We start from the raw sequence: 22,658 nt of genomic DNA on the forward strand, positions 1-22,658 counted from the left end.
GGCACGGAGGACCGGGGGCACGGGCGGGCGCTCAGGGCATGAAAGGAGATCGCCGCGCCCCCGGTGACCAGGGACCTTGCCAGTGGGAGTCAGTCGGGCGGTCAGACCGGCGGGGCGACGAACACGCCGCGGTCCACGTCGTTGAACGATTCCTTGGCGACCAGTTCGTTCATCGGGTTCGCGGTGCCCCACTGGTCGGTGACCTCGGGCCTGGAGAAGTCGTACACGTGGGGGTGCCAGGTGTCCTCGTCCAGCTCCTCCAGCTCGGTGGTGTACTCGACCGTGTTGCCGTGCGGGTCGAGGAAGTACGTGAACGTGTTGTCGCCCGCCATGTGCCGGCCGGGGCCCCAGATCTTGCGGAAGCCGGCCCGCATCACGCGGCCGGAGCCGCGCATGTACTCGTCCAGGCCGCGCATCTCGAAGGAGATGTGGTGCAGGGAGGTGTGCGGGCACTGCGCGATGGCCATCGAGTGGTGCTGGTTGCTGATCCGCATGAAGTGCATGACCTCGCCCATGTGCGGCGAGCTGAGCGTGTCGGAGAGACGGAAGCCGAGGTGGCGCTCGTACCACTCACGGGTCCTGTTCAGGTCGGGGGAGTTGAGCACCACGTGCGACAGGCGGACCGGGATCGACTCCTTCTCCTCGACCCTGCGGTGCTGCCGCGCCTCCACGTCGGCGGAGACCTCGACGGTGCGGCCGTCGACGTCGAAGAAGCGGAAGCCGTAACCGCCGCCCGGGGTGTCGATCTTGCCCGGCTGAGAGATCAACCGCACGCCCTGGGAGAGGAGTCGCTCGGCCAGGGCGTCGACGTCCGCCGGGCTGCCCGCCCCGTAGGAGACCAGGTCGAGGCGCTTCTCGTCGGCCTTGCGCAGCCGTACGACGTACTGTTCGGGGCTGCCCTCGGCGGCGAGGAAGGAGATACCGGAGTCCTCGGCGACCTTGGTCAGGCCCCAGACGCCGGCGTAGAAGTCGAGCTGCTTGTCGTAGTCGGGCACAGCGAGGTCGACGTGCCGCAGATGGGTGAGCAGACGGTTGGCCATGGGGGAGTCCTCGGTCAGGCGGGATTGAGCAGGGCGGTGGCGTTGCCGCCGCGCACGGCGTGGAAGTCGGCGTCGGGGAGGTCCGCGGCGCGCAGCGCGCCCAGCGGGTCCTCGGTGCCCATGTCGAAGGGGTAGTCGGAGCCGAGCAGGACCCGGCCCGGTCCGGCGGCGCGGACCAGCTCCCGCAGCACGTGCGGGTCGTGGACGAGGGAGTCGAAGTACAGCCGCTTCAGATAGCTGCTCGGCTCATGGGCGCAGTCCCGGGCGTCGGGACGGGCGCCCCAGGCGTGGTCGGAGCGGCCGATGTGTGTGGGGAGGTAGCCGCCGCCGTGCGCGGCGATCAGCTTCAGGCCCGGATGGCGGTCCAGGACGCCGGAGAAGATCAGATGCGAGAGGGCGACGGCGTTCTCGGTGGGCTGGCCGACCGTGTTGGACAGGTACCACTGGTCCAGGCGCTCGTCGAGCGTGCAGCCGAACGGGTGCAGGAAGACCAGGGCGCCGGTCTCCTCCGCGCGCGCCCAGAAGGGCGCGAGCCGCGGGTCGGAGAGCTCCACCTCCCGTGTTCCGCCCGGCCCCGGCGCGTGCGAGGAGATCTCCACGCCCCGCAGTCCCAGGTCCAGCGCGTGGTCGAGCAGAGCGACCGCGAGGCCGGGGTGCTGCAGGGGGATCAGGCCGAGGCCGTGCAGCCGGTCGGGGGCCTTGGCGCAGTGATCGGCGGTCCCCTCGTTGGCCAGCCGGCACACCCGTTCGGCCAGCCGGGGCCCGGCCCAGTAGTGGTAGTGCGACGGGGACGGGCTCACCAGCTGTACGTCCACGCCGGCCGTGTCCATGGCCGCCAGGCGCACGGTCACGTCCGTCAGCCTCGGCACGCGCGCGCCCACCATGGGACCGTTCACGGCGAGGGCCGCCGGCCCGTTGCGGCGGGTGTCGAGGTCGCGGGCCTCGGCGAGGCCGGGCTGACCGGCGACGGCCTCCTCGACCTCCGGGAGCAGCAGGTGGGCGTGGACGTCGATCGTCGGTATCGGCGGAGGGTCGGTGAGGTCGGTCAGGTCGGTCACGGGAGTTCCTTCAGCGCGCTCAGGGTGCGGTGCATCAGCCCCGGCACGTCCGCGTCGCGCACCCCGTCGAGCAGCCACTGGGCGAGCTGGACGGAGGCGTCGACGACCATGCGTACCCGGGGCAGCCGTCTGGCGTGGTAGTCGGTGAGGAGCCGGTCGTCCCAGTCGTCCCGGCCGGTCAGCAGCTCGGCGAGGACCTGGACGTCCTCCAGGGACATCGCGGCACCCTGGGCGAAGGTGGGCGGGCAGGCGTGGGCGGAGTCCCCGACGAGCACGACCCGGCCGCGGTGCCACGGACCGTCCACCAGGTGCCGGTCGAAGCAGGTGTAGTTGACGGCCTTCGGGTCGGTGAACGCGGCGCGGAGCTCCTCCCACGCGCCGCCGTAGCCCTCGCTGAGCGCCCGCATCTCGTCGGCGTACGCGTCCGGGTCCAGCGAGGCCCGGTCGCGGGCCGGTTCGACGAGGTACGTGTAGACCGTGTCCTCGCTGGTCGGGCAGTACCCGGCGATGAAACAACGGCCGCCGTACATCATCTCGGTGCGGCGGACACCGGCCGGGCGGGGCGCCGGGGCGCGCCAGATGCCCATTCCGGTGGGCTCGGGCCTGTCGGTGATGCCGATCATGGAGCGGGTGGCGGAGTGCAGTCCGTCGGCTCCGACGACCAGGTCGTAGCGGCGGCTCGTGCCGTCCGAGAAGGTGACGTCCACGCCCGCCCCGTCCTGCTGGAGGGCGGTGGCCGTGGTGCCGAGGCGGACGTCGGCGCCCGAGGCGCGCACCTGGTCGATGAGGAGCTGCTGGAGCCTGGGCCGCTGCATACCGATGTGAGGGGGCAGGTCGTCGCCGCCGGTGCGGAGTTCCTCGTGGGCGTGCAGCACGGTGCCGTCGGGGGCGAGGACGGCGACGCCGTCGGCGGCGTATCCGTCCTTCTCGATGCCTTCGAGGACGCCGACCTCGCGCAGTACGCGCAGCGCGTTGCCCTGAAGGGTGATGCCGGATCCCGCGGAGGCCTTCCAGTCGGGGCTCGCCTCGACGAGGTCGACGGCGATCCCGGCCCGGCGCAGCAGGACCGTCAGGGCGTTTCCGGAGGTGCCTCCGCCGATGACCAGGACGGTGGGGGTGCCCGCAGCCGGAGGCTGGGTGAGGGTGAGGCTGTCAGCCATGTCGGGGATACCTCCCGGGGTTGGGCCGCGCGGCTTCGGGCGGCGGGGGTGCGGCTCCCGCCCGCTGGGAGCGCGGGTCAGGGATGATGCGAGGGGCGGGCCTGGCGGATGCGTCGTCGATGTCCGGGGAGGGACGCGTCCGGCGGCCGGGAGCCGAGCGGGCTGCTTGAGCTGTGGGCTGCTCGGGCTACTTGACGGCGACGGGGTTCACGGGGGAGCCGACGGCGCCGGTGATGGGGAGCGGAGCGGCGGTGAGCCAGAACTCGTACACGCCGTCGGCGGCGCAGTCCGCGGCGAGGGCGTCGAGGTCCCACATCTCGCCGATCAGCAGGCCCATGTTGGGGATGACCACCTGGTGCAGCGGCTGGAAGGCGTTCTCGAACTCGTTCGGCCGTACCTCGAAACCCCAGGTGTCGGTGGCGATCGCGGCGATCTCGGTGCCGTACAGCCAGCCGGCGGTGGTGAACGACAGTCCGGGCGCGGGGCCGCCCGCGTAGTCGCCCCAGCCGTCGCGCCGGGCGCGGGCGAGCTGTCCGGTGCGGACGAGGACGATGTCGCCGCGGCCGACGCTCACACCGTGGGCCTCGGCGGTCGCGGTCAGGTGCTCCGCGGTGATCGCGAAACCGTCCGGCAGCTCCGGCTCACCGTCGTCGTCACCGATGACCCGGGCCACGTCCAGCAGTACGCCGCGACCGGCCACGTACGGGGCCATGTGCTCGATGCCGGTGACCAGGTCGCCGTCGGAGGTGACGACCTTCTCCGCGTCACGTCCGTTCCAGGCCTTGCCGTGGTCGAAGATGTGCCCGAGGCCGTCCCACTGGGTGGAGCACTGCAGCGGCATCGCGATCACGTCGTCCGCGCCGCCGATACCGTGCGGGAAGCCCTGGTTGCCGAGGGCGGCGTCGGTGCCGGTGTCGAGCATGGTGTGCACCGGGTTGGTCCGCCGGCGCCAGCCCTTCTGCGGGCCGTTCATGTCGAACCGCTGCGACAGGGAGAAACTGACGCCTCGGCGCACGAGCGCCGCGCCCTCGCGCCGCTTGGCCTCGTCGAGGAAGTTCAGCGTGCCGAGTACGTCGTCCCCACCCCAGCGTCCCCAGTTGGAGTACGCCTTGGCCGCCTCCGCGATCGCGCCCTCCGGGTCGTTGCGATCGAGGCTCATCGCGTTTCCTCCACACAGCGGGTGCGCTGCACGCCCAGTCCTGTGATGGAACCCTCCATGACGTCGCCGTCGCGCAGCAGCCGCCCCCAGTGGATGCCGTTGCCGGCCGGGCTGCCGGTCAGCACCAGGTCGCCGGGCAGGAGCCGGGACGTCTGCGAGATGTACGACACCAGCCGCGCGACGCCGAAGAGCATGTCCTTGGTGGACTCGTCCTGCATGGTCTCGCCGTTCAGCTTCAGCGTGACCCGCAGGTCACCCAGGTCGGCGACGGACTCCGCGGGAACGATCCAGGGCCCGAGCGGGGTGAAGCCGGGGGCGTTCTTGCAGCGCAGCCAGTCGGTGCCGATGGCGGGCATGTCCCGGCGGAAGACGGTGGCGCGGTCGGTGAGGTCGTTGGCGATCGTGTAGCCGGCGACGTACTCCAGGGCCTCTTCGACGGAGACCCGGTAGGCGGGCTTGGCGATGACGGCCGCCAGCTCCAGCTCCCAGTCGGGCTTCCTCGCCCAGGAAGGGAGCACGACGTCGTCGTACGGGCCCGCGATGGTGCTGGGCAGGCCGATGAACACGTACGGCAGGTCCTCGGCGGCCCGCCGGTCCATGATCGCGGCGATCTCGGCGCGCGCCTCCTCGACGGTGCGCGGGTCGTCGGCGGAGCGGTGGGCGACCTCGAGGTCGATCACGTGCTGGCGGTAGTTGGCGCCGGACTGGAAGATCTGGCGGGGCTCCAGCGGGGCGTGCACGTGCAGGCCGTCCAGCGGCCGCCAGTCGAGGGAGTCGTCGTCCGCCAGGTCGCGCAGGACGGGGAGGGTCTCCTCCCACCGTTCCAGTACGGCACGCAATCCGGAGGGTGTCCGGTCCAGGGCTCTGCTCAGGTCGAGTACCCGGCCCTCGGACAGGAGACCGGGGAACGGCCCCCCGCCCGGAGCGGAGAACGTGCCGAGCGCGAACGGGCCGGCCGGTTGCGCGAGCGTTGCCATCAGATTTCCTCCTGCTGGGTTGCGGTCTACTCTGACCCCCATCGGCAAATCACGGAAATCAATCCTGTGGATGCGTCGAATCCATGCCATGGATGGCTCTCGCTCACCTAGGTGGTGCCCGGTGAACCTGTCCCGACTCGACCTCAACCTGGTGGTCGCCCTCCGCGCGCTGCTGGAGGAGCGCAACGTCACCCGGGCCGGCGAGCGCATCGGACTGAGCCAGCCCGCGATGAGCGCGGCGCTGTCCCGGCTGCGCCGCCACTTCGACGACGAACTGCTCGCCCGCACCGGCAACAGCTACGAGCTGACACCGCTCGGTGTGGCCCTGCGGGACCGCAGCGCCACCGCGTGCGACCTGCTCGAGCGCGTCTTCTCCAGCCAGGCGGAATTCGACCCGGCGGCGGAGACCCGTGAGTTCACCCTGCTCGCCTCCGACTACGGCGCGGCCGTGTTCGGCGCCGCGCTCGCCCGGGTCCTGCACCAGGAGGCGCCCGGCATCCGGCTCACCTTCCAGCACCCGGCGCCCTCCGTCGTGGAGAACACCGCCGCCCTGCTGAGCACCGTCGACGGACTGCTGATGCCGCACGGCGTCATCGACGGCTTCCCCGCCGTCGACCTCCACCAGGACCGCTGGCTGTGCCTGGTCGCGGACGACCACCCCGAGATCGGCCACGAACTCACGCTCGACCAGCTGGCCCGCCTGCCCTGGGCCGTCTACCAGCGCCCCTACGACGCTCCGGCCGCCCGCCAGCTGAGCATGCTCGGCATCAGCCCCCAGGTGGAGGTGTCCGTCCAGACCTTCCAGCTGCTGCCGCACATGATCGAGGGCACCCGCCGGGTCGCGATGATCCAGGAGCGTCTGGCCCGCAAGGCGGTCCGCTCCGCCGCGGTGCGCGTCCTGCCCTGTCCCTTCGAGGCGGTACCGGTACAGGAGGCGATGTGGTGGCACCCGGTGCACACCCAGGACGCGGCCCACATCTGGCTGCGGCAGAAGGCCACGGAGGTGGGCGCGACACTGAAGATCCACGGTGCGGACGAGGCCGTGTCCGTCGTACGGGGCGCGGGGACGGCACCGGGCCGGCTCTGATGTGGCCCCGGCGGCAGCCGGCGACCGGCGACACCCCATCGCATTCCAGGGGTGTTCGACACGCGTGACGGGTCCGGGGCACCGCCCTGGCGGTACGCCCGGCCCGTCAGGTTCCGCGGCCTCAGGCCGGCTGCTCCGGCAGCGGCCGGGGATCCGCGGCGCCCGCGCGGCGCAGGGCACCCCACAGCCCCGCCGCGACGACCGCTGCGGCCAGGCCCAGCAGGCCCACCGCACCCGCGAGACTGCCGACCGCCGGCTCCAGGGCGAGCAGCACCAGCGGGCAGACGAACTCACCGCCGAAGAAGGCCGCCATCCACAGCCCCGTGCCGCGGCCGCGGTCCTCGAACGCCAGACGGGACATGGCACTGGTCAGAAGGGCGGGCAGCAGCATGCCCGTGCCCAGGCAGTTGACCACCGCCCCGACGACCAGCAGCGGCGCGTCGCCGGCGAGGAACATCACCCCGAAACCGGCGGCGCAGACCGTGAAGACGGCGGGCAGCATCGGGTCCGGGGAGCGCTTCAGCCGGGCGAACACGACCGCTCCGGCCACCGTCGCGGCACTCGCGATCGCGGTGGCCAGGCCGATCACACCGGTGTTCTCCACGCCGAGGTCGTCGAGCAGGTACGCCATCTCCACCGGGACCGTGTAGAAGACCATCGCTCCGAAGAAGGTGAGGGCGCAGATCCCCGCCAGCGGTCGCCAGGGGAACGGACGACGGGTCGTGGTCTCGGCCGTGGCTTCAGCCGTGGCCTCGGCCGGGGGCCCGTCGGCGGTCGCGCGGGCCGCCGGGCTGGGCAGAGCGCCGGCCATCAGCGGGGCGATTACCAGGCTCACGGCGTAGATCCAGAAAGGCACGCGCCAGCCCGCCGCGCCGGCGGCACCGCCGACCACGAAGAAGACGGTCGCCGACGCCGAGGCACACATGGTCTGCAGGGCGAGGTACTTCACCCGCTGGTGCCCGGAGTAGTAGTCGCCGATCAGCGTCGTGCAGCAGGTCATGATCGCGGCCTCGGTGACGCCGACCAGGGCACGGCCGGCGATGATCGCGCCCAGAGAGTCCAGCCAGAGCGGTGCCGTTCCGAACACGGCGTACAGGACGGTCGCCACGATCAGCAGGCGCTTGCGGCCGAGCCGGTCCACGATCACCCCGGCGAACGGGGCCAGCAGGGCCAGTGACAGCGCGGGAACGGTCAGCGCGAGGGGCACCAGCGCCTTGGCCCCCGGGGTCGAGGCGAAGTGGTCCTGCATCTTCGGCAGCACCGGGGCGATCAGCACCGCCCCCAGGATCGGCAGACAGCTGCCCGCCATCAGCAAGGTCAGGCGCAGCAGATGCGCCGGGCCCGAGACGGCGACGGGTGACGGAGCGGGGTCGTCGACCGCGGTGGCGGACGGCGTCGGAACGGAACCGGGCATGGCGACTCCAGGGGACGGCGTGCGGGAGCGGGCATGCCTTTCACGGGCGCCTGCGGCGCACGGCATGCTGAGGGCGGCCGCACGCCGGCGGCTGGTCCGGACAGCGGCGTGCGGTAGGGACGACTATGAGCGGTCCGGGGGCCCCGCACCATCCTCCGCGTGATCCGAATCCCGTATCCGTCCCATCCACACCGTGGATGGGCTTGCCCCGGCGCACCCGGGCCGACGCAGAGTCCAGGGTGGAAGGCCGCCCTGGTGGAAGTCGCCGGCCTGTTGACCGGACGTGCACCAAGATCGCCTCATCGGGATGGGGAGGCGACGTGCGGGACGTCGGGCAGCTGGATCTGGCTCTGTTCTCGGATGACGAGGGGAACACCGTCCGCCGATGGCGTCCGTACGGGTCCCCATCGACTTGCCCGTCGACTGGATCGGGACCCACCGCCGTCTGCTCGACGCAGTTCTCGGTGCCTGGGGCCACCACTTGTCACCGGAGTGAGCCCCTGGGAGAAGCCTGCTCCGCCGAAGAGGTCCCGGCGCGTCGGCGGCCGGTCTTCTGCGGCCCCGGTCAGCCAAGGAGCGGCAGCACGTCGGCCACGGTCAGCACGCAGGGGTTGTTGGCGCTTCGGCCGGAAGCGAGAGCCGCCGTCATGGGGGCAAGCCAACGGTCCGCGGGCAGGGCGAGTTGCTCGATCCTGCTCGGCCGGCCGGCCAAGGCCAGGAGTTGTTCAGTCAACTGCCTTACGCCGCGCCCGGCTTGGCTGTGCGCGATGTTCTCGATGTCGGCCACCGCGTCGCGCACGGCCGCGGAGCCCTGCGGATGCCGGCAGTCCGGATCGCTCACCTCGGCGTGGCGCTCCAGTAGCCAGGGCAGATGCAAGGCCACGGCCGTGCCGTGGGCGAGACCGAGGCGCACCGTCAGGTCGTACGACAGGGCATGTGCCGCCGTGGTGCGGCTGATGTCGATCGCTGCGCCCGCCAGGGAGGCGCCGTGAGCCAGTTCGGTGCGTACCCGTGGATCCGTGAAGGCACCGGTATCCGCCGCGCGGGCGAGCGCGGGCAGCAGCTTGTCCAGCGCCTCCAGTGCCAGCGCCTGCGAGACCGGCGTCGCCGCGACGGACCAGTACGACTCGATGCTCTGGCTCAGCGCGTCCAGACCGGCCGAGACGGAGTCCCCGAGCGGCAGTGATTCGGTGAGGTCCTGGTCGACGAGGACCAGGTCGGCTCTGGCTTGGTCCACGTCGAGGGAATGTTTGTGCCCTTCGATGTAGACAGTGGCGAACCGTGTCATCTCGCTTCCGGAGCCCGCGGTCGTGGGCATCAGCACGAGGGCGCACCGGCGGACTTCGGTGATGAGTTCGGGGTGCCGCAGGCACTCCTCGGGGCTCCGCCGCTGCACTGCCAACACCGCGATCGCCTTGGCCACGTCGAGGCTGCTGCCGCCGCCGATGCCGATCACCGCCTGGGGTCCGAAGCGCCGCATGGTGGTGATCCCGGCCCTGATCTGCTCGATGCCCGGGTTGGGCCGCACACCGTCGAAGTGCTCCACCTCGTGCCGCGCCGACAGGGCCGTGACGAACCGGTGGGCGCCCGAGCGCTCATAGGAGGTCCGGCCGTGCACCACCAGGACCCGCTTGACGCTCAGCCGGGCCAGCGCCTCGCCCAGGCGTTCTGCGGCTCCACGCCCCACATGGGCTGCCGGATGGCCGGGGATTCGCTCCAGGCCGGGCCAGGCGTCGGCGAAGCCCGCGGGGTCTTCCCCGACCGGCCGACTGCCTGACGCACGCTCGCCGAGTGAGCCGGTCACCAGGTCACCCCCACCCGGTCGAGGTGTGGACATGACAGCCCTGTCGTCGGACGCCGGCCGTCGGCCGTCACGGACGGACCGCGAGCGCGTCCACTTCGACGAGCGCTCCGGGGGCAAGGCCGACGGTAACGGTGGTGCGCGCGGGGAACGGCTCGACGAGGACATCGCGGTAGGCGGCGTCCATGGCCTCGAAGTCGTCGTCGTGGGCGAGATGGACGCGGACCATCAGGACGTCCTGCCATCCGGCCCCGTCGGCGGCGAGGACCGCCTCCACCTGCTTCAGGGCGCGTCGGGTCTGTTCGGCGACGTCGGCTCGAAGGACCGCGCCGGTCGCGGGGTCCGTGGCCACCTGGCCACAGACCTGCAGGAAGGGGCCTATACGGCGGCCTTGGCTGTAGGCACCGACCGGGTCGGGGGCGGCCGGGGTGGTGATGGTGGTGAAGGACATGCTGTCTCCTGAGCGGGGATCACAGGGAGCCGAGAGGGAAGTCCGCCTGTCGGCACGGGCGCGGCTGATCGCCGGCGTGTGCTCAGTTCGTGCGGAGCGGTTGTGTCCAGGGGAATGTCCACAGCCCGGGCTGGACGGCATCGGCTCCGTGGTCGGTGTACCACGACGTGAGGTCGACGGGGGCGGGGTGCGGGACATCGGCCGGGTCGTCCGCGAGCGCGACCGTCCACAGGGGCGACAGACGCGCGCCGCGTTTCACCTTGGCGCTGTACGCCCCGATTCCCAGGTGGAGTTCGGTCAGTCCCCGCGTGCTCATGTAGTCGATGGGGAAGTAGTAGCAGATCCCGAAGTACTCGTAGGCGCCGCGGAGTGCCTCGTAGTCGAATCCGGCAGCGCGGGCATAAAGCTTGCCATGCCACTCGTACATCACCGAGACGGCGACGAGCCGTCCCTGACTGCGGGCGGTGAACACCACGGATTGATCGTCGAGACAGGCGGCCTGCTCGGCGAACATGTGGAAAGCCTGTTCGGCTGTGGTGGAGTGGCCGTACTTCGTCTGCAGGTTGGCCAGGAGAGGGGCGGCTTCCTCCAGGCACTCGCTGAGGCGCTGATGGCCCAGCTGGTAGCCGGCTTGGAGAAAACGAGCGTATTCACGTTTGAGACTGACACGATGGCGACTGCGCAGCGTGCCGCAGTAATCCGTGAAGCTCAGGCCCCCGGTGAACAAGGAGGCGTCGCCACAGTCGAAGTCGATGGCGGCTCCGCGCCGGTGGAGTGTCCGCGCGGTGCGGCTGGTGGCGAAGAGGAAGAGCGAGCCCTTCCTGGGGGGACGGTGGAATTCCCTGCCGGCGTCCAGCAGCTCGTCGACGACGGCATCCTCCGAGTCCGGTGCCCGGAGGATGCCGCTGCTGTACCCCCGGTGGGATCCCATCACGCCCCAGTCGCCTGACGTGCCCATTTGTTCGAGTCGGGGCGCGAGTGAGTAGAACACGTTGTTCTCGCGCTCGATCTCGTACACGGGCAGCCCTCCGACCAAACGGTCTCCCGCGTACGCGAGAAGGTACGACACCGAGGCGCCGCTCTCGAGCTCGACGGAGCGCAGCCATCCGTGGGACATGTAGAACCCCTCGGGTTCCGCGAGGGTGTCCCAGTCCTGTGGTGACACCTTGTCCAGGGTGGTCGTGGTCTCTATGCGCAGACCGGGGGAAGAGCTGTGCATCGCAGTCAACTGCCTATGGAATAGGACCGGTTGGTCGTTCATGGGGAGACGGGTGCGGGCCGTCCCGCATCCGGAGTCAGTGGGCGCCGTTCGTCGCCTCGAGGCGTCGGCGCACCGCGTTCACGACGATCTCGGCCGCTCGGACGACATCGTCCTCGGGCCGGGCCAGGGCCAGTCTGACCTGGCGCAGTCCGTCACCCTGCCGTGCCCAGTGGAAGGGGCCGCACGGCAGGACATGGGTTCCCTTTCGCGCCAGCTCGTCGTAGAGCGTGACCGCGTCCGGGCCGTCCGGGGGGAGCGTTATCCGTGCCACGCTGATGCGGGCATCGGGATCGGTGAGCTCCACCGGGCTGCCGCCGAGGATCTCGGCCAGCGCCAGACGGTTCCTCCGGATCAGGCCGTGCAGCTCCGCATAACCGCCGGTCGAGGCGTCCTGGGCGAATCTCGTGATCATCAGGAGGATCAGTGGTGACACCGACAACAGCACATCACTGAAGTACTCGAGCAGGGGGAGATCGGTGTTCTCCCCCCAGGCGAGGAACCCCGCCTTGAGTTCGAGCGTGGGCCACAGCTTGCCCGTGTCCTCGATGACAACCCACTCCACGCCCGAGTCCTGGAGGATGCGGTACGTGTCGTACTGGGCCCGGGCGTCCTGCGCGCGAAAGCAGGTGTCCATGGCCAGGACCCGGCCGGTCCGGGCACAGTACGCGGCAAGGCGGCGCAGGGCGTCCTCGGACAGCACCCATCCCGTGGGGTTGTTGGGGGTGGTGACGAACACGGCACCCACTTCTTCGGGTAAGTCGGGTTCGCCCTGCTCCAGTTCGGCTTCTGTCACCGGCGCCAAGGTGAGGCCACGGCCCTTGAGGAGGTCCGGGATGTTGTCGAAGGTCGGGTGCACCAAGGCGACATGGCCGGTCCGGTGCGCGAGCGCGCGGGCCGTGATGTCCATGGCCACGGACGACGAGTAGCAGCTCACGAGCCGACCCGTTCCGATCGGTGCCTGATGCTGGCCGATGCCGTGCAGGAAGGCGCGCTGCGCCTCGGCCTCGATCTCCTCGAAGAGACGCTTGTCGGCCTCGTCGAAGAGGGCGGGCAGGCTTTCCACGATGTCGCGTTGCGTCTCGGTGAGCGCCATCCTGGGGTGCCCGTCCGAGACGTTGAGCCCGCCGAGGAGCGCGTCGGTCTCCATGGAGGTCAGATTGCGTGTGGCGTTGCCGGCCGCAACGGAGTTGCTGGAGGTGGCAGTCATGGCGTACTCCTCTTCGTCTCGGCTGCCGACAGCGTCGGGGAGCGCAGCGCGACTTGGCCCAGAAGTTCGAACGCGACGACCGACGCCGCGTGGCTGGTGATGTCGGCGTGGTCGTACGGCGGCGCGACCTCGACGATGTCCAGGCTGCGGTAGTTGAGCGGTCCCAGGGCCCTGAGGTACTGCAGTGTCTGGTACGAGGTGGGCCCACCCACTTCGGGCGTTCCGGTGCCCGGCGCATAGGCGGGGTCGATGAAGTCGATGTCGAACGACACCATGACCGGACGGTCGCCCACCCGTTCGCGCACCCTTCTGCCGAACTCCCGCGGTGGGGTCTCCGCCAGTTCCGGCCATCCGATGACGTCGTAACCGAGTTTCCGGCCGGAGTCGACGTCGTCGGGGTGCACGGATCCGCGCATGCCGACCTGAACACTGTGGTGAGGGTCCACGACGCCCTCCTCCACACCACGGCGGAACATCGTGCCGTGAAAGTGCTTGACGCCGTAGTAGTCGTCGAGGACGTCCCCGTGCGCGTCGAAGTGGACGACGCTGACGGGGCCGAGGGTCCGGGCCATGGCCCGCATCTCCGCCATGACGAGACTGTGGTCACCGCCCAACAGAAGTGGAACGATGCCCTGTTCGTAGAGCGGCGTCAGGAACGCCTCGAGCCGCTCCAGCGTCAGCTCGTGATAGCCGGGGACGACGGGGGCGTCGCCCGCGTCCACCATCGAGAGCGCCTGGGTGACGTCCACCCCGGTCGCGGGGTTGTGATCACGCAACAGGATGCTGGCCGCCCGGATCGCCTCCGGCCCGAAGCGGGCCCCGGAGCGGTAGGACACCGCCGAGTCCGTGGGGACGCCGATGACGGCCACGTCGATGTGGCCCTCGGCCGTCAGCGGGTCGTCCACCCACGGCAGTCGCATGAAGGTGCGGGGTCCCGAAGCGATCCGGGGTTTGGTCATGCTGTCCCGCGGACGATAGTGCTCGGTCACGCTCAGGCCTTCCTCAGGAGCCAGCCGACCGCGAAGCCGGTGGAGTCCATGGACGGATCGGTGGTGTCGAAGGCGTCGACGCGCAGACCGCACTCGGCGAACAGCTTGTTCCACCAGTCCTTGGTCTCCAGGCGCTGACTGGTGAAGGGGTGCATCAAGAGGTACGCGTTGTAGTAGGCCTGCGCGAGCGGCTGGGCCATCGCCTCGGGGTCGGACGACTTCAGGTCGATGTCGATGATGGCCAGGGTCAGGTCGGGTGACTCGGCGAAGAGCTTGGTGAGCATGCGCCGGACGCCTTCCTCGCCCTCCTGGCCGAGCACCTCGTGGATCACGAAGGCCAGAACCGCGAGGTCGGGCTTCTCCTCGGTGTTCTCGATCCACTGCACCGCGTCGACCTGCTCGATCGTCACACGGTCCGCGGTCGGCTGCCCGGCCACCCACGCGCGTGCGGCGGCAGCGCCGTCCGCATTGGGCTCGATGCCCACCGCGGTCATCTCCGGGTAGTCGCCGCACAGTTCGGTCAGGTAGACACCGCTGCCGCAACCGAGGTCCACCAATCGGCGGTAGGAGCGGCCGTCTTCCGCGAGCAGTCTGCGCAGCAGGGGGATGGAGTCGTGCATGCTGATGCCGCAGCTCCCGCTGCCCACGTAACCGCCACGTCGTGGAGCCGGTCCCGTGCCTTGGGCCAGATGGTCGCCGAGCGCCAGGAAAGTACCTCCGTAGCCGCCCACCATCATCTCGTACCAGGGGCGCGCCTCCTCGTAGCGGTGGGCGAGCGGGGTGAGGGTGAGAACGCCGGTCTCGGAGCGGTCGAGCAGGCCCGCGGCGACCCAGTAGTCGGCCATGGCCGTGAGGCGGGCCCGGTCGAGACCCTTGTCCCGTACCAGGGCGTCGACCGTGGTGCCTTCGGCGAGAGCGGCCTGGAGACCGGACTGCTGGAGCGTGAAGATCATGGTGCTCAGAACGAAGCCCTTGAAGGGTTCGAGGGCCTGGACCAGGTGGGACTCGCGAATGGGCATGCGGGATCCAATCAATGTCGGTGGACTGGGGAACAGCGCCGGGTGTATGGCGACCGGACTCAGCTGTCGAGGTCGTCGAGGACGGTGGCCGTGCTTTCCCGGCGCTCGATGAAGAGGTCGTAGAACTTGGCCTGGAAGGCGTCCGGCGGGCCGAGGAAGAGCCGCTCGTAGAGCACCTGCCGGCTACCGAAACGATTCATCGTCAGATCGGCGGCGGCACGCAGCAGACGTCCGTGCGCCATGCCGTCGACGTCCACTCCGGCGAAGTACGTCTGCATGAACTGGTGACCCGCGGAGTCGGGGTCCTCGTCCGCGGTCACGGGATGCATGACCAGGCCACTGCTGACGATCTGCTGGAGCAGCTCGATCGCGCGGGGGTAGAGCCTGGCGTGCAGCATGCCGGACGCGGCGAGCGGCACGGAGTGGCAGGTGTGGTGGCCGAACCGGTCCTGCCGGGCGTCGGTTTCCGCCGAGACGACGAGACCGCGCAGTGTCTCCACGAGGCCGGCGAGTTCCCCGAGCTGTTGACGAACCGTCTGCTGCCGGTCGCGGCCGGCGGCCCGGGCGCACCTGTCCGCGAGGTCGAACACGGTTTCCGCTTTGATCCACGCGCGGACCGCCGACTGGTGCCAGGCGTAGGCGGTCATACCGGTTCCGGGCCGGAGGTTGTTGGCCGCCGCCACGTCTCCGTGGATGAAGACACGGTTCCACGGGATGAGGACGTCGTCGAAATGGCACACGGCGTCCAGTTCGTCGAAGCGGCTCGCCAACGGGCCGTCGGACGACGGAAGGGTGGCGTAAGAGGGCCTCGAGTACAGGGTGAGCCCCGGTGTGGCCACCGGAACGGCGAAGCAGAGGGCCTGGTCCTCCTCGTCGTCCCGCAGCGGACGGAAAGGGTAGACCACCAGTTCGTCGGCGAAGGGAGAGAGCGTGGCCAGCATCTTGGCGCCGCGTACCACCACTCCCTCCCCGGTGGTCCGCACGGCCCGCAGCGCCTGCACCTCGCCCCGGACGTCGGGCCCCAGGTGGCGGTCGGCGGGTGGGTCGCTGATGGCATGCGTCAGGATGAGGTTCGACTCACGCGCAAACTGCCAGAACTCGCGGATGTTTTCCTGGTATTCGCCGAAATGCCCGGCTGCTCCTGCCCAGGATGTCAGTACCGTGGCGACGAAGTCCGGGCTGCGCCCCATCAGTCCACCGCTGAGCCGTGCTGTTCGCGCGAAGGCTTGGCCCCGGCCGCGTACCATCTGCGCGGAGTCCGCCAGTGAGTAGGCCCAGGGGCGTCCGTCGGCCGCCACCAGGCCGCCGCCCGGGTGATGGGCGTCGAGCAGGTCCGCCAGGAACCCGGCCATGCCCTCCGTCGCCGGGTCGTGTGCCAGGTCTTCGACGAGGCGGCCCGCGAGATGTACCCGCCTGCCGTCCGCCAGGCCGGTTAAGTACGACTTGCCCGTCCGACTTCGTTCCGGCGTTGCGATGCTCATGACCTCCCCCTTTCATCCGATTGCTGATCGTGTCGCTGGTACGGCCCCGGGCTCAGACAGCGCACCACTCGAAGGTGGCCGCGATCTCCACATCGGCTGCCAGGACGTCGGGATCGGTGCTCCACAGCAGGGCCGAGACCCCGAGAGCCCCCGATGTGCCGGTGTGGACCTGTTGGGCTGCCTTCCGGACGTGGACGAGCCGCTCACCGGTCGTCGGAGGTGTCCGCCGATAACGCTCGCCCGGCATGACCGGCACCCATACCCAGGCGGCCTCCACCCCGGTGGGCCGGGGGGCCGGGACCGGCAGACCGGCCTGGAGCGCGAAGTTGACCTCTTCGAGATTCAACCCCGCGTGAAGCCGCGCGAGTTCGGAGACCAGGGCGCCCGGGGCCCGGGCGGCGACCTCGACGACGACCAGTTCGTCGTCACCTGTGACGGCGAACTCGGTGTGCACGACGAACCCGCCCCGACCGCCCAGAGCGGCGACCACGGAGCGGTTCAGCTCGTGGGCGCGCCGGGCGAGCGAGTTGCCGTGCGGGATGGTCCAGCCCCCCAGACGCCGGCCGGAGGGAAGGTCGAGCAGCGGCCCGAGATAGGTCCCCGCCTGGACCGGAGTCGTCGTGCCGTCGGTCACCACATCATTCACGTGGTGGAAAGTGCCGTCCAGGAACTCCTCGACCTGCCAGCCGAGTTCGTTCTGATGTTCCGCCAGCCAGGTGCGCAGATCGGCGTCGGTGCGGAGAATGCTCACCCCTCTGGAGTTGGCCTCCCGTCGGGGTTTGGCCACGGCGGGCAGGCCGATGCGCGACATGACCGACTCATGAGCGGTCTCCGGGGCGGGCACGCCGTCGGGGAACGGCAGGAACCGCGGCACGCGGACGCCGGCCGCCGCGAGGCGTTCCTTCATGAGGACCTTGTCGATGTAGTGCTCGGGGCGGTCCGGGTGCCGGGCGGCCAGACCGAATTCGCCGCGCAGTTCGGCGCAGGTGATGAGGCAGTACTCGTCGTTGGTGACGATCTCCACCGGGGAGCCGCCTGCCAGGGACCTGATCACCTTGCTCCACTCGCCACGCGGCGCGTGGCGGACCTCCGGGCGTTTCCCCGGCGCGTCCTCGCGCATCACCACGTCGGCACCGGCACCGGCACCGGCACCGGCACCGGCACCGGCACCGGCACCGGCACCGGCGTCGGCATCGGTGAGCACGATCGTGTTCCATCGGCCCACCGGGAACGTGGCCGCCGGATCCGTCGTGAGGGGTTGGCGCGAGTGGAGGATCACCGCGAGGGGTCGCGCGGCAGCGGAGGCCGCCGACCGCGGAGAGTCGATGCTTGTCATGATTCACCCGTCGTCGATGTGCCGCGGACAGCGGCTCGTGCGTGGATGGCCCGGGAGGGCGGGACAACACCGGGCACATCGCTGCCCGTGCGCTGCAGTGCCTGCCAGATCATGGCGAAGTCGTCGACGAAGGCGACGTCGCTGCCACGGCTGCGCCATGCGATGTGCGGCGAGAGACGGACGGTGGACAGATGTCTCAGCGGATGGTCGGCCGGTAAGGGCTCCGGAGCCGTGACATCGAGTGTGGCGAAGAGCCGTCCCGCGGCGCACAGTTCGGTGAGCGCGTCCTGGTCGAGGATGTCGGCGCGGGAGACGTTGATCAGATGCAGCCCCGGGCGGGCGCGTGAAAGCTCGGCCCGGTCGAAGAGCTGGGTGGTGTCGGCCGTCAGGGGGAGTGCCACGACCAGGTGATCGGCGTCCAGGGCCCGGGCGATGCAGGAGGTCTGCGTGATGCGGGAGCCCGGCACGCTCTCCGGCCGACGCCGCAGGACGGTCACGCGAGCGCCCAGTGCGTCGAAGACGGCGGCAAGACGCTGCCCCACCGCACCGAACCCCGCGATGCCGATGTCGGCCCCCCACAGGCCCACGCCGCCTCCGGTGCTTCCCGTGGCGGGTACGGGCGGGGCGTCCGCGCTCGGCTGCGCCCTGGTGTCCCGCTCCTGCCAGGGGGTGCCCCGGCGCCACTCGTGCGTCAGTACCGCGTGCAGGCAGTACTCGGCAAGCGGGGAGGCGTAGCAGCGCCAGCTGCGGGTGAGCAGAGTGTCGGCCGGCCATGTGCCGGGGTCGATGAAGTCGGCTCCCGCGGACGTCAGATGCACCCAGGACCAGTTCGCGGCGCCCAGTACCGTCTCCCGCGTCGTCGGTGACAGTTCGTGCGGAGCCATCAGCAGGACTCCGCCGTCTGCCGATGCGTTCCGCCATGAGCGGTGTTCGAACGACGAACCGAGGGTCCGGCGAAGGCCGGGGAGGGAGAGGTGCCGCAGCTCTTCGGAGAGGGCCTCGTACACCACCGGCCCGGGAGCGCCGGCCTCAAGGGCGCCGATGGACGTCGGCGTGCGGTCGGCGTCGATGATTCCCCCTTAAAGCCATGCGTCCCTCTGACAGCCTGATTGATATGCCGCGTGACAATGTGTCCAATACGAGGCCCGATGGGCATGGCAAGGCACCCCGTTGGAATCCGGAAGGAGTAAAGCACCCCGGTGTTGCGGGGGCAAGCGATTTTTGGAGCGCGTTTCGGGAATGTCCTGGTCGCCTGATATGGGGTCGGAAGGTTGCCCGTCTATTTCCGGACAATCCGGCCGCGCCGTGATCGTGTGACCTACCTCACTGTATGGAGTGGAGTACTCTTGGTTAACTGAAGGGGTGTGCTGGGGAGCTGCCCGTTTTCCCTCTGCATGGAATTTGCTATTCCTGTGCGGATACGGAGGTCTTTGGTCCTCTTATGCACGTGATCACGGCTGTGGACGGGGGTTGTATATCTTGCTGTGTGAGCTGGAGGTGCGCTCCGTGTTATCCCTCGGGGATGTCGCGGATGCCGAATGGGATGCGGTCGCCGCGGCCGGGGGGCTCTATGCGTCACATGCGTGGCTGAGCTCGATCGAGGCCGAGCCGGGGGCTCGCGCGGGATATCTCCTCGCTCGCCGGGAGGGGCGGCTCGCAGGGGCCCTGCCTTGGTATGAAGTCGATCTTGAATACAATCCGTTCTACGCCCTGAGCAGGCACCTTGACATCCTGGGGCTCGATGGCGCGTGGACGATGGCGGGGGCTCGGCGGGGGTACAGGTTCGAACTGCCCGGCGCGTTGTCGCCGGACGCGGCCGCCGTCACGGACGTGCTGGTGGACGCCGCCCTGGAGGAAGCGGCGCGCCGTGGAGAACGCGGTCTGTTATTCCCGTTCGTCACGACGTCCACGGCGAAGCTGCTGTGGGAGCGCGGTGCGGTGGTGGCTCTGGACGGTGCCGAGTCGTCCATTCTGACCGGTGGCGCCCCTTTCGACGACTATCTGGCGACCCTGCCGAGCAAGCGGAGGATCGCTGCGAGACATGAGTACTCCACCTTCTTGAAGGCGGGATACGAACTCGGCGTGGAAAAACTGGCGGACTGCTGCGAGGAAGCGGCCCCGCTGCTCGGGCAGCTGCAGCGCAAATACGGTCATGACGCACATGACGAGGGGATGCTGCAGTACCTCGCGGGGCAGCTCGAAGTGCTCGGGCGTTATTCGATCGTCTTCACTGCGCGCCGCGCCGGAAAGCTCATCGGCTTCTCGCTCATGTATGAATTCGGTGATGTGCTGTATGCCCGGGCGGTGGGGTTCGACTACGCCCTGATGGGCAAAGCCTTCGAATATTACGCACTCTGCTACTACGTGCCTATCGAGTACATGCACCAAAAGGGTCTCCGGGAGCTCCACCTCGGAATGGAGACGTACCGGGCGAAGGTGGCTCGCGGCGCCGTGCTCAGCCCCCTCTGGTCGGTTGCTCTGCCCGGTGGACCGTCGCCTCGTCCGACGGTGCCCCCGTCGGACACGTCGAAGTGGCGTCTGGAGTACGGGCCCCGAGCCGTCACGGCGGAGCAGTGGCAGCCGCCCTGGGCCGTCGACTGGGACACGCATGGAACCGCCGGTGACAGGAACGAGGGAGCACGGTGACCCGCCTCGCGCTCGTCGTCGACGGCGTCGGCCGTGACTACACCGACAAGAAGAAGGCCGTCACCGCGCTGTCCGAGGTCTCCTTCTCCGTCGGACGGGGCGAGATCGTCGGCCTCCTGGGCGTCAACGGAGCTGGCAAGACCACCCTTTTGCGCATCATCGCCACCCTGCTGACCGCCACGCGTGGCCGGGTTCTGGTCGACGGTGTCGACGTGGCCGCGGATCCGAAGGAGGCCCGCACGCGCCTCTCCGTGGTCTTCGGCGGAGACCGGGGCCACTATCCGAGGCTGTCCGCGCTCGACAACGCCATGCTGTTCGGCTCCCTCAGCGGTATGCCGACGCGGTCACTCGCCAACGCCGCGCGGGACGCGCTCGCCTCGGTGGGGCTCCTCGACGTGGCGGACCGCTCCGTCAACACGTTCAGCAAGGGGATGAAACAGCGACTGCACCTCGCGGTCGGTCTCATGGCCCGGCCCGCACTGGTGATGCTCGACGAGCCGACCGTGGGTCTGGACCCGCTGGAGACCGAACGGCTTCGCGCCGCCGTGGCGAAACTTCCGGGCGAGGGCATCGGGGTGCTGCTCACCAGTCACAATCTGCAGGACATCGAGCGTCTCGCCTCCCGTGTCGTCATCCTGCAGGAAGGGCGGGTCTCTCATGACCTGCCGCTCGACGACCTGGTGGAGCAGAGCGGCGGCGGCACCACGGTCACGGTCCTGTCCAGCGAGCCCTGCCACGCCGCCACGGAGGCCACGGAGGCTTCCGGTATCCGGGTGCTGGTGAGCGAGCCCTCCGCGGACGAGTCGTCCTGGCGTACGGAGTTCGAGGTCGCCGAGTGGACGAGGGACTCGTTACGGGTGCTGGCGCAGTTGTGGCCGTCAGGCGTCATCAGGGACGTGCGCGTGCAGCCCGTCGGGCTCGAGCAAGTGTTCAAGCATCTGGCCGGCGCCGAGTCGGGAGCGTCCGGATGACGGCGCTGGAGAACAGGGAGGGCTTCCGGCCCGGCCCGGCCCGGCACGGTATCCGTGCGTGGCTCTCGGTCCTCGGACAGAGCATGACCTCCCAGCTCAAGCAACAGCACATCCTCAGTGCCGTGATCCCCGGGTGTGTGGTCCCGGCGGCCCTGTGCCTGGCGACCCTGCTGGCCCGCAGGCCGAACTCCCTGCTCTCGGCCGAACAGATCCAGCTGGGGTGTGGGGTGCTCGCCCTGTGGAGCTGCGCCATCTGGCAGACCGGCCTGATCCTCCGAGAGGAACTGTGGCACGGCACGCTGCCCGGCATCCTCACCCGCCGGACCGGTCTCGGCACGGTGTTGCTGGGCAAGACCATCGGTACGGCATTGCGGTGCGCGCTGTTGATCGTCCTGACCATCGCCTGCGTCGGTCTCCTCACCGGTGCGCCGCTGCGGATCGCGCATCCCGGTGTCTTCCTCCTGGCGACCGCCGCGACCTTCTGCTCGGCGCTGGTGCTCGGAGCACTGCTGAGCTGCCTCTTCCTTCTGACACCTGCCGCGATGCGGATCGCCGAGGCACTCGTGTACCCCATGTCCATCCTGGGCGGAATGATCGTCCCGGTCGACATGCTGCCTGTCTGGCTGCGGTTCGTACCGGACGTGATCTCGCTGCGCTGGGCGACCCAGCTGCTGACCGCGGCCGCGGAGGGACACCCCCAGAGCGCCGTCGCATGGGTTCTCCTGGTCACCACCACGGGCGTCTACGCGGCACTGGCATGGTGGTCCTTCAGGACCGTGCTGCACCGGGCGAGGAAGCGAGGCACCCTTGCTCTCTCGTGACCGGCTCTCCGGCCTCTCGGTGGTGGCCAGAGCCTCCTGGCGTGACTACTCAGCCGTCTACCCGATCAGGACACTCATAGCGTCCAGCGTGCCGCGTGCGGTGTTGCAACCTCTGTTCCTCGCCTACCTGGGATATCTGGCAGGGGGGTTGGAAGGGCGACGGTTCGCGATCATCGGGGCCTGTGTCCATGTCGTGTCGCTCGCCACCGTCGTCAAGGCGGCGGACACCATGACCGAGGACCTCGTCGAGGGGACCCTGTACCGGGTCCGGATGAGCCGCTTCGGTCTGCCCCTCGTCCAGTTGACCCGGTGCTGGGTCTACCTCCTGGAGTCGGTGGCTTCGGGACTGGTGGCGGTCGTCGGCGTGTGCGCCTTCTTCGGGGAGTGGGCCCTCATGGGGTCGCTGCTCAAGGGAGCTCCGCTGTTCGTCCTCACGGCGCTGAGTACGACCGCGTTCGGCCTCGCGGTGACCGCCGTGGCGGCGCTGCATCCGGCGTCGGCCGTCCTGACCAATCTCGCGGTGTACGCACTGCTGGTCCTGGCCGGCATCGTCGCCCCGATCAGCCAGTTGCCGCTGCCCGTGCGGTGGGTTTCCCACACCCTTCCACTCACCCACGGGGCGGAAGCGCTGCGTGCTCTGGCCGACGGCCGGCCCTGGGGGACGCACGCGGCACTGGAGGCGCTGGTCGGCGTCGTCTGGCTGGGCGCGGGCGTGCTGCTTCTGCGGCTCAACGACAGCCGGGCGCGCAGGCTCGCCACGGACGCCGGCTGACACGGCAT

At 69.8% G+C, this 22,658-nt stretch carries 20 protein-coding genes; 5 read left to right on the plus strand and 15 right to left on the minus strand.

The annotated features are described in order from the left end of the window. Positions 1-101: 101 nt before the first annotated feature. The 5 genes from FNH04_RS00950 to FNH04_RS00970 form a co-directional block, all read right to left on the minus strand. Positions 102-1,040 carry a VOC family protein gene (locus tag FNH04_RS00950; RefSeq protein WP_152779303.1) on the minus strand — a complete coding sequence of 313 codons (939 nt, stop codon included), beginning with the start codon at positions 1,038-1,040 and terminating at the stop codon, positions 102-104. Positions 1,041-1,054: 14 nt separating this feature from the next. Further along, on the minus strand, positions 1,055-2,098 hold the full coding sequence (locus FNH04_RS00955; RefSeq protein ID WP_322722261.1) for an amidohydrolase family protein: 1,044 nt from the start codon (positions 2,096-2,098) through the stop codon (positions 1,055-1,057). Next, on the minus strand, positions 2,095-3,258 hold the full coding sequence (locus FNH04_RS00960) for an FAD-dependent oxidoreductase (protein WP_152779305.1): 1,164 nt from the start codon (positions 3,256-3,258) through the stop codon (positions 2,095-2,097). Before FNH04_RS00960 ends, FNH04_RS00955 begins: the two co-directional genes overlap by 4 nt. Before the next feature lie 187 nt (positions 3,259-3,445). Beyond that, a complete protein-coding gene (locus FNH04_RS00965; protein ID WP_152779307.1) occupies positions 3,446-4,417 on the minus strand; it encodes a cyclase family protein in 972 nt (323 codons plus the stop codon). Then, positions 4,414-5,394, minus strand: coding sequence for a fumarylacetoacetate hydrolase family protein (locus FNH04_RS00970; protein WP_152779308.1), 981 nt, complete (start codon positions 5,392-5,394; stop codon positions 4,414-4,416). Before FNH04_RS00970 ends, FNH04_RS00965 begins: the two co-directional genes overlap by 4 nt. A 121-nt stretch (positions 5,395-5,515) precedes the next feature. On the opposite strand from FNH04_RS00970, the gene FNH04_RS00975 reads away from it, so the two are divergent. After that, positions 5,516-6,481, plus strand: a complete 966-nt coding sequence (locus tag FNH04_RS00975) for a LysR family transcriptional regulator (protein ID WP_322722265.1) — start codon at positions 5,516-5,518, stop codon at positions 6,479-6,481. Positions 6,482-6,602: 121 nt separating this feature from the next. Here FNH04_RS00975 and FNH04_RS00980 read toward each other — a convergent pair whose 3' ends face one another. The 10 genes from FNH04_RS00980 to FNH04_RS01025 all read right to left on the minus strand — a co-directional run bounded on the left by FNH04_RS00980 (position 6,603) and on the right by FNH04_RS01025 (position 18,324). Beyond that, positions 6,603-7,895 carry an MFS transporter gene (locus tag FNH04_RS00980; RefSeq protein WP_152779312.1) on the minus strand — a complete coding sequence of 431 codons (1,293 nt, stop codon included), beginning with the start codon at positions 7,893-7,895 and terminating at the stop codon, positions 6,603-6,605. A gap of 565 nt (positions 7,896-8,460) precedes the next feature. Further along, on the minus strand, positions 8,461-9,732 hold the full coding sequence (locus FNH04_RS00985; protein ID WP_152779314.1) for a phosphonoacetaldehyde reductase: 1,272 nt from the start codon (positions 9,730-9,732) through the stop codon (positions 8,461-8,463). A gap of 34 nt (positions 9,733-9,766) precedes the next feature. Further along, positions 9,767-10,147 (minus strand): RidA family protein, encoded by a 381-nt coding sequence (locus tag FNH04_RS00990; RefSeq protein ID WP_152779316.1) that lies wholly within the window; start codon positions 10,145-10,147, stop codon positions 9,767-9,769. 82 nt (positions 10,148-10,229) lie between these two features. Further along, entirely contained in the window at positions 10,230-11,366 is a 1,137-nt protein-coding gene (locus tag FNH04_RS00995) for a GNAT family N-acetyltransferase (protein ID WP_228030949.1), read from the minus strand. Positions 11,367-11,442: 76 nt separating this feature from the next. Beyond that, complete coding sequence (locus FNH04_RS01000; protein ID WP_152779320.1) at positions 11,443-12,615, minus strand: aminotransferase class I/II-fold pyridoxal phosphate-dependent enzyme; 1,173 nt, start codon at positions 12,613-12,615, stop codon at positions 11,443-11,445. Further along, positions 12,612-13,604: an agmatinase gene (gene speB / locus FNH04_RS01005; protein WP_322722273.1), complete on the minus strand. Its 993-nt coding sequence runs from the start codon at positions 13,602-13,604 to the stop codon at positions 12,612-12,614. The genes FNH04_RS01000 and speB overlap by 4 nt, the downstream gene beginning before the upstream one ends. A 2-nt stretch (positions 13,605-13,606) precedes the next feature. Continuing rightward, complete coding sequence (locus FNH04_RS01010; protein ID WP_152779322.1) at positions 13,607-14,623, minus strand: methyltransferase domain-containing protein; 1,017 nt, start codon at positions 14,621-14,623, stop codon at positions 13,607-13,609. A gap of 59 nt (positions 14,624-14,682) precedes the next feature. Then, a complete protein-coding gene (locus FNH04_RS01015) occupies positions 14,683-16,104 on the minus strand; it encodes a 4-hydroxyphenylacetate 3-hydroxylase N-terminal domain-containing protein (RefSeq protein ID WP_152779324.1) in 1,422 nt (473 codons plus the stop codon). 52 nt (positions 16,105-16,156) lie between these two features. Further along, positions 16,157-17,440: an ATP-grasp domain-containing protein gene (locus FNH04_RS01020; protein ID WP_152779326.1), complete on the minus strand. Its 1,284-nt coding sequence runs from the start codon at positions 17,438-17,440 to the stop codon at positions 16,157-16,159. After that, positions 17,437-18,324, minus strand: a complete 888-nt coding sequence (locus FNH04_RS01025) for an NAD(P)-dependent oxidoreductase (protein WP_152779329.1) — start codon at positions 18,322-18,324, stop codon at positions 17,437-17,439. The genes FNH04_RS01020 and FNH04_RS01025 overlap by 4 nt, the downstream gene beginning before the upstream one ends. Positions 18,325-18,946: 622 nt before the next feature. Between FNH04_RS01025 and FNH04_RS01030 the strand changes: the two genes are divergently transcribed. From FNH04_RS01030 to FNH04_RS01045, 4 genes are read left to right on the plus strand one after another with little or no spacing between them, the layout of a single operon-like run. Continuing rightward, a complete protein-coding gene (locus tag FNH04_RS01030) occupies positions 18,947-20,086 on the plus strand; it encodes a peptidogalycan biosysnthesis protein (protein ID WP_152779331.1) in 1,140 nt (379 codons plus the stop codon). Next, positions 20,083-21,057 carry an ABC transporter ATP-binding protein gene (locus FNH04_RS01035; protein ID WP_152779333.1) on the plus strand — a complete coding sequence of 325 codons (975 nt, stop codon included), beginning with the start codon at positions 20,083-20,085 and terminating at the stop codon, positions 21,055-21,057. Before FNH04_RS01030 ends, FNH04_RS01035 begins: the two co-directional genes overlap by 4 nt. After that, positions 21,054-21,878: an ABC transporter permease gene (locus FNH04_RS01040; protein ID WP_152779335.1), complete on the plus strand. Its 825-nt coding sequence runs from the start codon at positions 21,054-21,056 to the stop codon at positions 21,876-21,878. Before FNH04_RS01035 ends, FNH04_RS01040 begins: the two co-directional genes overlap by 4 nt. After that, on the plus strand, positions 21,865-22,650 hold the full coding sequence (locus FNH04_RS01045; RefSeq protein ID WP_152779337.1) for an ABC transporter permease: 786 nt from the start codon (positions 21,865-21,867) through the stop codon (positions 22,648-22,650). Before FNH04_RS01040 ends, FNH04_RS01045 begins: the two co-directional genes overlap by 14 nt. Positions 22,651-22,658: the final 8 nt, after the last annotated feature.

It is taken from the genome of Streptomyces phyllanthi, assembly GCF_009377205.1.
Classification (GTDB): domain Bacteria; phylum Actinomycetota; class Actinomycetes; order Streptomycetales; family Streptomycetaceae; genus Streptomyces; species Streptomyces phyllanthi.